Source organism: Kitasatospora brasiliensis (genome assembly GCF_032654805.1).
Lineage (GTDB): Bacteria > Actinomycetota > Actinomycetes > Streptomycetales > Streptomycetaceae > Kitasatospora > Kitasatospora brasiliensis.
Genome location: NZ_JAUOOW010000003.1, coordinates 234,289 through 246,618 on the forward strand (window position 1 = coordinate 234,289; position 12,330 = coordinate 246,618).

Consider the following 12,330-nt stretch of genomic DNA (forward strand, 5'->3'; position numbering starts at 1 on the left):
AGCACAATGGACAACGACGGGACTACGGTTGTGACGCCCGGCAGCGCCACGTCGACGGTGACCCTTCGGCTCCGGCCGGAGGTTCGCGAGGAGGCCGCGCAGGTCGCGTCCCGGTACGGCACGGGAGAGGCGGCGGTCGTGCTCGCGGCCCTCCTCGCCACCCGGTTCCGGCACAGCCGCCGCGAGAACGCCGAGGTCCTCCTGCCGTCGGACCGCCCACGGGCGTTCGGCCTGGAGGTCCTGGGGGAGCAGAGCTTCGCGGACCTTCTGCGCGGCGTCGACCACGGCCTCGCGGGAAGCCGGGCCGGCGGGCCGGCCGACGGCGCGGCGACGCCCGACACCGTCGAGCAGGTGGTCTTCCAGCACGGCCGTCCCCTCCCGATGTCGGCGGACGGGCGCGTCCTGTGCACCGTCGAGACCGACGGAGCGGAGCTCACCGGCCTGCTGGAGTGGGGGTCGCTGCCCGCCGGTGTGACCGCCGAGGAGTGCACCGCACGCCTGCTCACCCTGCTCGCCGACGCCGTCCGGCGCCCCGAGGCCAGGATCGACGAACTGGCGGTGCTCCCCGAGGCCCGGCAGCTGGAGCTCGCGGCCGCGGCCAACGCCGCGTTCGAGGACTACCAGGGCCTGCTCCCGCTGCACGAGGCGTTCGAGGCGACCGTCCGCTCGCACCCCACAGCGGTCGCGGTCGAGGCCGGCGGCCGGGCGACGACCTTCGCCGAACTGGACGGCCGAGCCAACCTGCTCGCCCACGTGCTGGCCGACGCCGGCATCGGCGCCGGCAGCCTGGTCGCCGTCTGCGTCGAGCGCTCGGCCGACCTCGTGGTGGCCCTGCTCGCGGTGCTCAAGCGCGGAGCCGCCTTCGTCCCGCTGGAGCCCGCGCTCCCCGTCGAGCGGGTCTCGGTGATCGCCCGGGACGCCCGGGTCGCCGCGGTGATCGCCCAGGACTCCCAGGCGGACCGGCTCGACGGGATCGGGGCCGCCGTGATCCGCGTCCCGGCCGAGGGGACGGCCTCGCAGGCGCCCGCGGCGGCGGTCTCCCTCGACCACGCGGCGTACGTCTACTACACGTCGGGCTCGACCGGCACCCCGAAGGGCGTGGTCATCGACCACCGCTGCGCGGCCGGCCGCCTGGAGTGGCTGGGACGCCGCTACGGGCTCGTGCCGGGTGACCGGGTGATCCACAAGACGCCGCTCATCTTCGACGTGGCGATCTGGGAGCTCTTCGGTCCGCTGAGCGCCGGAGCGACCATCCTGATGGCGGACCCGGGGGCGGAGTCGGACGTCGTGCACCTCAGCCGACTCCTCGCCACCGAACGGACCGTGTTCGCGCACTTCGTGCCGTCGATGCTCAACGCCTATCTCAACCTCGCTCCCGAGGTGGCCTGCCCCGACCTGCGCTGGGTCCAGCTGTCGGGTGAGGCGGCCGGCGCCGGCCTCCTCGAACGGTTCTCCGACCGCTTCGACGCCGAACTCCACAACCTGTACGGGCAGACCGAGACCTCCGAGGTCGCGGGCTGGGAGGGGCGGACCTTCGACGGGCACGGGGGGCTGCCGATCGGCAGTCAGATCGGCATCTACCGCCTCTTCGTGCTCGACGAGGCGCTGCGCCCGGTGCCCCCGGGCGTGCCCGGAGAGCTGTGCGTGTCCGGTGTCGGCGGGCTCGCCCAGGGCTACCTCGGCCGCCCCGCGCTGACGGCGGAGCGCTTCGTCCCCCACCCCTACCCGGTCTCGCCCGGCGAGCGGCTCTACCGCACCGGGGACCTCGTCGACGTGGACGCCGACGGACGGATCCGGTACCTCGGCCGGGTCGACGGCCAGGTGAAGATCCGCGGCTGCCGGGTGGAGACCGGAGAGGTCGAGGCGGTGCTCGGCGGACACGGCGGGGTCCGCGAGTGCGCCGTCGCCGTCTTCCAGGACGAGTCGGGGGACAACCAGATCGCCGCCTACGTCGTCGGCGACGGCTGGGACGCCGAGGCACTGGCCGCGCACGCGGAGCGGTACCTGCCGGGCTACATGCTCCCCGCGGTGTACGTCGCGCTCGACGCGCTGCCGCACACCCCGTCGGGCAAGCTCGACCGGCTGCGGCTGCCGGCGCCGAGTGTCGAGGACCGTCAGGCGCGCACCCGGGGCGAGGCGCCCCTCAACCCGCTGGAGGAGCAGGTGGCCGCCCTCTGGTGCCAGGTGCTCGGTGTCGAGCGGGTCGGCCGTGGTGACAGCTTCTTCGCGATCGGCGGCAACTCGCTGAAGTCGCTCCAGCTGCTCAACCGGGTCAATGCCACGTTCGGCATCCAGGTGTCGGTCCGGGACTTCTTCGCGATGCCGACGGTCGAGGGCGTCGCCGACTCCGTCGAGGAGGCGCTGACCGCGCTGGTCGGGGGGCTTTCCGAGGAAGAGGCCGAAGCCCTGCTTGGTAGCCTGTGAGCGAACCAAGGGGAGGGAACCGAAACGGTGGGCAGACCAACGGGGAGGACTGCGTCGTGAGCGCAGAGGGGGCGGGGCTCCGCATCGAGGGCGCCACGGAGAACAACCTCCGAGACGTCGAAGTGACACTGTCGGAGGGCATCACGGCGGTGGTCGGGGCATCCGGCTCCGGCAAGTCGTCGCTGGTCTTCGACACCCTCCACCGGGAGGCCAGACACCGCTTCCTGGCGACGTTCGCGGGCACCCCCTCCGCCGCCGGGGCCCGGGCGGCCCGGGTCCGCGCGATCCACGGGCTGCGGCCCGCGGTCGCGGTCGGGCAGAACGTGCTCAACCGCAACCCCCGGTCCACGGTGGCCACCGCCGCGGGCATCCACCCCTTCCTGCGGGTGCTGTTCGCCAGGTTCGCCGTCCAGCGCTGTCACGCCTGCTCGGAGACGACCGAGGTGGTCTCCGCCGAGGAGCAGCTGTCCGTCCTGAGGGACGCGGCCGGGGCGGGAGCCGTCGACGTCGTCGCCCCGCTCGTGCGCGGCGCGCTCGGCGGTCACGGCCGGCTGCTGGCCGGACTCGTCGGGCGGTTCGGCCCGGAGCGCGTCAGCGTGGACGGCCGGCCCTGGTCGGGGAGCCCCCTCGACCCCGCGCTGCCCCACACGATCGAGGTCCTGGTCGGCTCCCTGGCCCAGGGCGGCGACGTGCGGCAGGCCCGCGGTCTGCTCGACGAGGTCGCCGCCCTGGGCACCGCCCAGGTCGTGTTCGTCACCGGGTCGGGAGCCCGGGTGCTCTCCCGCGCCCGGTTGTGCGCGGGGTGCGGCGCGTCGCTGCCCGACGTCCGGCCGCAGGACTTCCGGGAGGAGGGCCCGGAGAGCGCCGGCTACGAACTGGCCGGGCTCACCCTCCCCGGGCTCCTGCGGCTCGACGTGAGCCGGGTCCGGGAGGTGCTGGCCGGCGTCGCACTGCCCGCTCACGCGGGCACGGCGCTGCGACACGTCCGGCGACGGCTGGAGGCCCTCGAATCCGTGGGCCTCGGCTACCTGGGCCTCGACCGCTCCTCACCCACGCTCTCGCGGGGTGAGGCACAGCGACTGCGCATCGCGGTCCTCCTCGGCAATGAGGTCGAGGACCTGCTCCACATCCTGGACGAGCCGACCATCGGGCTCGGCGAGGTACAGGTCCGGCAGCTGATGGGGGAACTGGAGAAGCTGGCCGGGCCGGTGGTGCTGGTCGAGCACCACCCCACGGCGGTGGCGGCCTCGGACCGGGTCGTCGAGATCGGCCCCGGGGCAGGGCCGGGCGGCGGACGCGTCGTCTTCGAAGGGACGCCCGCCGAACTGTGGCAGGCGGACACCGTCTCCGGACGCTGGTTCTCCGGCCGTGAGCGACTGGCGCCGCCCGAGGGCTCGGGAACCGGCGAGGACTGGATCACGATCAGGCGGGCCCGCCACCACAACCTGGACGGCTTCGACTGCGCCTTCCCGATCGGCGCCCTGACGGTGGTGACGGGCCCCTCCGGGGCGGGCAAGAGCACGCTGGTCCGGGACGTGCTGGTCGCCTCCCTGGAGGCCGGCGAACCCCGGGGCTGCGCCGCGCTCGACGGCCCGCCGATCAAGCCGCTGACCGTCGACCAGTCGCCCATCGGTGTCAATCCCCGTTCCAATCCGGCCACGTACACCGGCCTGGCGGACCGCATCCGGGCCGTGCTGGCCGCGGCGACCGGAGCCCCCTCTGGGATCTTCTCCTTCAACCGGGCCGAAGGCGCCTGCCCCGAGTGCGCGGGCATGGGATCGGTCGAGGTGAAACTGCGTTTCCTGCCCTCGGAGTGGGTGGTCTGCGAGGCGTGCGACGGGCGCCGCTTCGGTGCCGAGGCGCTGGGCGTGTCCGCCGAACTGGCCGACGGCCGGCGCTATACCGTCGACGAGGTCTACAACCTCAGCGTGCGCGAGGCGTTCCCGCTGTTCGGCCACGACGCCAAGGCCCGGCGCATCCTCCAGGCCCTGTCGGACGTCGGCCTCGGCTACCTCGGCCTGGGGCAGCCCTCGCCCACCCTGTCGGGAGGGGAGGCGCAGCGCGTCAAGCTGGCCAAGCAGATGGCGGCCACCAAGCCGGCCCAACTCGTCTACCTCGACGAGCCCAGCACCGGACTCCACCCGGCCGACGTCCCCCGGCTGGCCGCGCTGCTGCGCGGGCTCACCGATCGCGGCTGCACGGTCGTGGTCGTCGAACACAACCAGGACATCGCGGCGATGGCCGACTGGACGATCCGGATCGGTCCCGGCAGCGGTCCGCGGGGCGGACGGCTCGAACACGCCGGGCCGCCCGTGCCCCGCGCCGAGGCCCCGCCGCGGCCGGACGCGCAGGCCCGTCGTCCCCGGCCCGCCCGCACCGCTCTGGAGATCCGCGGGGCGAGGGCGAACAACCTCCGCGACGTGTCGGTGAGCATTCCCAAGGGGGCGATGACCGCGGTCGTCGGCGTCTCGGGGTCGGGCAAGTCCTCGCTCGTGCGGGACGTGCTGGAAGCCGAGGCGACCCGCAGGCTGCTGGAATCGCTCTCCCTCTACGAGCGCCAGTCGGTGCGCGAGGGGCCCGAGGCCGGGGCCGCGTCCGTCACCGGGCTGGGGCCCACCCTCGCGATCGGTGCCGACGGGCGCGCCCCCGGCCTGCGCAGCACCGTCGGGTCCGTCACGGACCTCAGCCCGCACCTCGGCGTGCTCCTCGCGTACCTCGGTGCGCGGACCTGCCCCGACTGCGGGGCGGAGGTCCGGCGTTCCGGGCCGCGGCCGGGCAGTGCGTGGTCATGCGGCGGATGCGGCCGCTCGGGCCCTCCCGCGGAGCCCGCGGACTTCTCACCGCTGCGTTACGAGGCGGCCTGCCTGCGGTGCCACGGCATGGGCACGGTGTCCGTCCCCCGGGTCGATCGCCTGATCCACCGGCCGGATCGTCCGCTGTGCGACGGCGCGATGTACTCACCGGGCTTCTATCCGCGTTCGTACCTGTCGAAGCCCGCCAACGGCGGCTACTGGGCGCTGCTGGCGCTTGCCGAACGCTACGGCTTCGATCCCGCGCGCACCCCGTGGTGCGAGATGACCCCGCAGGCGCAGGAGGCGTTCCTCTTCGGCCAGGAGGAGGTCACGTTCTCGGCGGAGGCCCGGGTCACCCCGTCGGCCACCGTCGTCTGGCGCGGGGTCCTGCGCATCATGGACGCCTGGGACGTCGGCGGCCTGTACGCGGAGCGAGTGCCCTGCCCGTCCTGCGGCGGCGGCCGGCTGCGGCCCGAGTTCCTCGACCAGCGGGTGGCCGGGATGAACCGGTACGACCTGCACCGCGCGAGCATCGACGCGGTGCGCACCGCGATCACCGGGCTGCCCGTTCCCGACGGGGCTCCGGGCTGGGTGGTCCGGTCGCACGCCGTCGTCCTGCGCCGCCTGGGCTTCCTCGCCCGGGTCGGCCTCGGTCACCTCCACCTGGACCGGATGGCCAACACGTTGTCGGCGGGCGAACTCCAGCGGGTCCGGTTGACGGCCCTGCTCGGTGCCGAACTCACCGGGATGACCGTGCTGTTGGACGAGCCGTCGCGCGGGTTGCATCCCCGCGAGGCCGATGTGCTCGGCCGGGTGCTGGAGGAGCTCCGCGACAACGGCAACACGGTGGTCTTCGTCGACCACGACTCCAGACTCGTCGAGTTGGCCGACCACCGGATCGTGATGGGTCCGGCGGCCGGTCGCCACGGCGGGACGGTCGTCGCGTCCGGCACCGCGGCGCAGGTGCGGGAGAACCGGCAGGCGCGTCCCCTTCTGGACCGCCCCCTGCCGGCGCGTTCCGCTGCCGCCCGGCTCGACCCCAGCGGCTGGATGACCATCCGCAAGCCGACCGAGAACAACCTCGCCGGCGGGGACGTGCGCATTCCGCTCGGCGTGCTCGCGGGGATCTGCGGAGTGTCCGGTTCGGGCAAGTCGACCCTCGCGATCGACATCCTGGCGCGCGCGCTCGCTCCGAAGAAGATCACCACCTCCGCCGCCGCCACACCGGTGGACCCCGGTGCCCACGAGGCCATCGAGGGGGCCCCGCGGCAGGTGAAGTACACCGACCAGAGCAGCGTCGGCATCACCTCGCCCGGCGCCTTCCTCAAGGTGCTCGGCCCGCTGCGCGAGGCGTACGCGGGTTCCCCGCAAGCCTGCGAGCGCGGACTCGGCCCGGCCGAGCTCGTCCCGCAGTGCGACGGCTGCAAGGGCAAGGGCACGGTGGCCGAGAACATGGGCTTCATGCCGACCGTCCACCGGCCGTGCGACGCCTGCGGCGCGACCGGCTACCGGGCGGAGGTCCGGGAGCTCGACGTGCGCGGGTACAGCCTGCCCGAACTGGAGCGCCTGGGCATCGAGGAGGTGCTCGGCCTGTGGGAGGACGTCGAGGAGGTGGCCGTGCCGTTGCGCGGGGCCGTCGAGCTCGGCCTCGGCTACCTGACGCTCGGACAGGGGCCCGGCACGCTCTCCGGTGGGGAGCGCCAGCGGCTCAAGCTCGTGCGGGAGATCGCTCGGGCGAACGGCCGGCCGACGCTGCACATCCTCGACGAGCCCACCACCGGACTGCACGCGGTGGACGTCGACCGGCTGGTCGAGGCCCTGGACGGTCTGGTGGCGAAGGGGCACAGCGTCCTCGTCGTCGATCACGACGTCCGCCTGCTCGCCTGCTGTGACCGGCTGATCGAATTCGGCCCCGGCGGCGGCCCGGCGGGTGGGCACATGGTCGCCGAGGGCACCCCCGAGGCGCTGGCCGCCTCGGACACCCCCACCGCCCCGTACCTGCGTGAGGTTCTGTCATGACCGGATCCGCCTGGCTGTTGCTGTGCGACAGCTCCCCGGCGCTGCGCTGCCGCGTCCTCTCCGATCTGCTCGGCGTGCCGTCCGACGACCCCGAACTGGTCGACCTGACGGCACGGCGCTCGGAGGATCCGGCGGTGCTCGCCCTGCTGGAAGTCGATCCGTCCGACTTCCAGCACCTCTGCCTGCTGCTCGGCCGACTCGGCCGGCTCGGTCTCGACCGCGACCATCCACGGGTGGCGGAGCTGCTGGAGCGCGTCTTCGAGCGCCAGGAGGACGACGGTTCCTTCCCGCTCGACGCCTTCCGCACGGACGACCGCTACTCGATGATCCCGCTCCAGGCGTCGGTGCCGCTGCGGGCCGTCGGCTCCGTCGGAGCCGCGACCGATCCGCGGTCCGAGAAGGCGTACGAGTGGCTGCTCGCCCAGCGCGTCGCGGACGGATCGTGGCCGACGGGCGTGGTCGCCGGCCAGCCCGGGAGCGTTCCCGGCTACCGCAGGCTTCCCGGCTCCCCGGGCTGCCGGGCCAACACGGAAGCGGCGCTGGCGGCCCTGGTCCTGCACCCGGCCCGCGCCGGCTCCGAACCGGCCCGGCGGGCGGCAGACCTGCTGCTCCGGCGGGAGACCCGGGACGAATGGGCGCTGGGCACCGAGGTCGCCCGGCTCCACGGCCGGGAGCGGGCGACGGGGTTCATCTCGCTGCACTCCCGGTTCGACCTGGCCTTCGTCCTGGACCTCGTGTCCAGGACCGGCGTGTCCGCACAGGACAGCAGGGTCGCCGATCTCGTGGAGTTCCTCGACGGGCTTCGCGGCCCGGCCGGGCTGTGGGAGCACCCTCGGCATCCGGACCTGAGCCGCTGGCTCACCTTCGACCTGCTGGCGAGCCTCGGGCGGCTGGCCGCCGACGGCTGGAGCGGGGAGGGACCGCGGCTGAGGTTCCGGCCGGACACCGGACCGGTGAAACACCACTGACGCACCGCCGCGCGGGCCCGCCGTTCGACTGAGAATCTTGGCCAGTCGAATTCGAGCGGGATCGGATAACTTCTTTTCAGTCTTCGAGAAGTTCTTCCGTTTCCTGCGTGGGGTGTGAACAGGTGAGTCAGCTCAGTTCCGGACAAGCGCGGCTTCTGGAATTGCTCCGCAACAGCAAAGCGGGAAAACCCGCCCTGGACATTCCGAAAGCAGCGCCGGGAACCCGGGTTCCGCTGCTGCCGGCGCAGGCCCGAATCTGGTATTTCACCAGGCGGTTCCCGGAGAGCGCGGAGTACAACCTCTTCGACACCGTCACCTTTGAGAAGGGGCTCGACCGGGAGCTGCTGACGGCCTCCGTCCGCACCCTCATCGAGCGCCACGACGCCCTGCGCCTGCGCATCGTCGAGGTGGACGGTGAGCCGGTGCAGGAGGACTGCGGCGCCGTCGAGCCCCCGGTGACCTGGCACGACCTGCGCGACCTCGGCGAGGAGGAGGCGCAGGCCAGGGCGAACCGGATCATCGAGGAGGCGGCCGAGCAGCCCCTGCCGACGGACCGGGCCCCGCTCTTCCGCGTCATCGCGTGCGACATGCCGGGCGACCGGTCCCTGCTGGCACTCGGATCCCACCACGTGATCATCGACCACTGGTCCGTGGGTCAACTGGTGGAGGAACTGACCCGGCTGCTCGCGGGCCTCCCGCTGCCGCCCGCGCACCGGGTGGGGTACCTCGACTACGCCGCGCACCAGGCACGACACCTGGACGAGGGCCGTACGGCGCGGGAGCTCGCCTACTGGAAGGAACAGCTCGGCGGTGTGCTGCCGGTGCTCGACCTGCCCGGGGACCGGCCGCGACCCGCGACGGAGAGCCGCAGCGGGGACATGGTCGCGTTCGAGGCCGGGGCCGGGCTGACCGGCGACGTGCGCCGGTTCGCCGCGCAGGAGAACACCTCGCTGTTCGTCGTCCTGCTCGCCGCCTACCAGGCCTTCGTGTTCCGGCTGACCGGACAGTCCGACATCGTCGTGGGGTCCCCCCTCGCCGGCCGCGACGACGAGGTCTCCGAGAAGATCGTCGGATGCTTCGTCAAGCCGGTCGCGCTGCGCGCCGACCTCTCCACCGCGCCGGACTTCCGGACCCTGGTCCGGCAGGCGCAGCGGACCGTGCTGGAAGCCCAGGACCACCAGATGGTCCCGTTCGAGCGGATCGTCGCCGAACTGGGCGTCGCGCGGACCCCGGGCGTCAACCCGGTGTTCCAGACCATCTTCGGCGTCCAGGCGGGCATCAGCGTCGCCGCCGAGGGCAGCGGCACCCTGGCCGGCGTCGAGACCAAGTCCGCGCGCACCGACCTGGCGGTCTCCGTCACGGACCAGGGCGACCACCTGCGCGGCATCTTCGAGTACTCCTCCGACCTGTTCGACCACGCGACGGTCGAGCGCTTCACCCGGATGTACCTCCACGTCCTGGAGACGCTGATCGGCGCCCCGGAGACGTCCGTCGGCGAGGTCCCGCTGCTCACTGCGGCCGGGCGGCAGCACATCCTCGACGGCCTCAACACGTACGAGAAGCCCGACATCCGCTACCGGACGCTGGCCGAGCCCTTCGAGGAGCAGGTCCTGCGGACCCCCGACGGCATCGCGCTCGTCGGTGAGGAGGGGGAGCTCACCTACGCCGAACTGAACGCGCGCGCCAACCGGCTGGCACACCACCTGAGGGACCGGGGTGTGCGGCCCGGCGACACCGTGGCCGTCTGCATGGACCGCGGCTTCCCGATGGTGATCGCGCTGTACGCGGTCGCCAAGGCCGGTGCCGCCTACGTACCGATGGACCCGGAGCTTCCGGACGGCCGGATGGAGTTCATCCTCGCGGACACCGAGCCCCGGCTGGTGCTCGTCGACGCCCGAGGGGCGCGGCAGGTCCCCGACGGACCTCGGCCGGTCGTACGGCTCGACGGGGACGACCGGCCGTGGGAGCGGTGTCCGATCGGAAACCCGGCGATCCGGACGCCCCCGAACGCGCCGGCCTTCCTCCTCTACACCTCCGGCTCCACCGGCCGCCCGAAGGCCGTGGCCTACCCGGTCGACGGCGCCCTCGCCAACATCTTCTGGCTGCAGCGGCACTACCCGTTCGGGCCGGGCGACGCGAACATCCTCAAGACCTCCTACGGCTTCGACGTCTCCACCTGGGAGCTGTTCTGGCCGCTGTACTACGGTGCCCGCCTGGTCGTCGCGCGCCCCGGCGGCCACCGCGACCCCGACCACCTGCTGGAACTGACCGAGAAGTACCAGGTCACCACCCTCTTCTTCGTTCCGACGATGATGGAGGTGTTCCTGCAGGTGGCACCGCCCGGAAGCTGCCGCTCCCTGCGCCGCGTGCTGATCGGCGGCGAGGAGGTCAAGCCGCGGCTGCGGGACGCCTTCCACGCGCACTTCGACGCCGACCTCGTCAACTGCTGCGGCCCCACGGAAGCGGGGACGGTGGTGGAGGGCCACATCCCGCGCGAACCCGGAGTACCGGTCCTCCCCCTGGGGCGGCCGTGCGCCAACTTCCGCGTCTACGTCCTCGGCCCCGACCAGGAGGTGCTCCCGGTCGGCGTGCCCGGGGAGATGTACATCGGCGGTGAGACCGGGCTGGCCCACGGCTACCACAACCGGCCCGCGATGACGGCCGAGCGCTTCCTCCCCGACCCGTTCGGCCCCGAGGGCGGACGGATGTACCGCACCGGAGACCTCTGCCGCTTCCGTGAGGACGGCGTGCTGGAGCACCTCGGGCGCATCGACCGGCAGGTCAAGATCCGCGGCCTGCGCATCGAGCTCTCCGAGATCGAGTCGGTGCTCCGCGACCACCCGGACGTCCGGGCCTGCGCCGCCCTCGCGCCCAGCGGGTTCGACGGCCGCATCGCCGCCTTCGTGGTGCCGGAGCCCGGCAGCGACCCCTCCCCGAGGGAGCTGGAGCGGCACGCCCGCCACCAGCTGCCGACGCACATGGTGCCCGCGGCCGTGATCACCGTCGACCACATCCCGTACAACGTCAACGGCAAGATCGATCAGGCCCCCCTGCTGGAGCGCCTGGAGGCCGTGGAAACCGTGGCGGCCGGCGGCTCCGCCGAGCTCGTCGAGCCCGAGGGCGAGACCGAGACCCGGCTCGCGGCGGTCTTCCGCGACGTGCTCGGCATCGAGGCGCTCAGCGTCACGGACGGCTTCTTCGCCCTCGGCGGGCACTCGCTCCTGGTCTTCAAGCTCATCGCGGCCTGCGCCCGCGAACTGGGGACCGGGCCGACCGTCTCCGACGTGTTCGCCGCCCCCTCGGTCAGGGAGCTGGCGGCCCGTCTGGAATCCGCCGGCGAGCGGGCCGACGACGAACTCGTGCCGCTGGTCCGCCCGCAGGGCAGGCCGATGGTCCTGCTCGTCCACGGGGCCGGCGGTTCCGTCCTGCCCTTCCAGCCGGTCGCGGCGGCGCTGGGCGGCGACTTCGACGTGTACGGGCTCCAAGTGGTCGAGGGGGAGCCCTCGGCGCCGGGCGAGTCCATCCAGGACATCGCGGCCCGGTACGTCCGGGCCGTGGACCCGGTGCGGGGCAGCCGGCCGTTCTTCCTCGCGGGCTGGTCCGTCGGCGGATGCGTCGCGCTCGAAATGGCACGCCAGTGGCGGGCCCGAGGCGCGGAGCCGGTGGGCGTCGCCCTGCTCGACTCCTGGCTCCCCCCGGCCGCCATCGACGACGGGGCCGCCGCCGCACAGGCCCGGGCGGCGTTCGAGGCCATGGACCTGCTGGCCGGCGAGGGAGATCCGGCTGCCGAGCCGACGGCGCTCCCGGAGGGGGCGTCACACATCCCGGCGGTCCTGGAGCGCCACCGCGCGGCGTTCCTGGCGTACGCACCCGAGCCGTACGCCGGGGAGGTCCGTCTGCTGCGGGCGGCCGAGCGGTTCCCCGACCCCCGGGTCGAGTTCCCGGCCGTCCTGCGGGCGGAGGACAACGGCTGGCGGGCCCGGATACCGGGCCTGGTCTGCCAGGAAATCCCCGGCGACCATTTCACCCTCGTCGCCGAGGAGAATTCGGCACACCTTGCCGGCGTTATTCACGAAATCCTGGACGAGATGCTCTCGTTCACCGAGATCTAGAAAATCTGGAGTTGC

At 73.2% G+C, this 12,330-nt stretch carries 4 protein-coding genes; all 4 read left to right on the plus strand.

Features of this window, described 5'->3' with window-relative positions; all coding sequences use genetic code 11:
• Nucleotides 1-6: 6 nt before the first annotated feature.
• Complete coding sequence (locus tag QWJ13_RS13595) at nt 7-2,424, plus strand: non-ribosomal peptide synthetase (RefSeq protein WP_316524229.1); 2,418 nt, start codon at nt 7-9, stop codon at nt 2,422-2,424.
• Between the two features lie 56 nt (nt 2,425-2,480).
• Nucleotides 2,481-7,235: an excinuclease ABC subunit UvrA gene (locus QWJ13_RS13600; RefSeq protein WP_316524231.1), complete on the plus strand. Its 4,755-nt coding sequence runs from the start codon at nt 2,481-2,483 to the stop codon at nt 7,233-7,235.
• Nucleotides 7,232-8,203, plus strand: coding sequence for a prenyltransferase/squalene oxidase repeat-containing protein (locus tag QWJ13_RS13605; RefSeq protein WP_316524234.1), 972 nt, complete (start codon nt 7,232-7,234; stop codon nt 8,201-8,203). The genes QWJ13_RS13600 and QWJ13_RS13605 overlap by 4 nt, the downstream gene beginning before the upstream one ends.
• 122 nt (nt 8,204-8,325) lie before the next feature.
• Entirely contained in the window at nt 8,326-12,315 is a 3,990-nt protein-coding gene (locus tag QWJ13_RS13610; RefSeq protein ID WP_316524236.1) for a non-ribosomal peptide synthetase, read from the plus strand.
• The last annotated feature ends 15 nt before the right edge of the window (nt 12,316-12,330 follow it).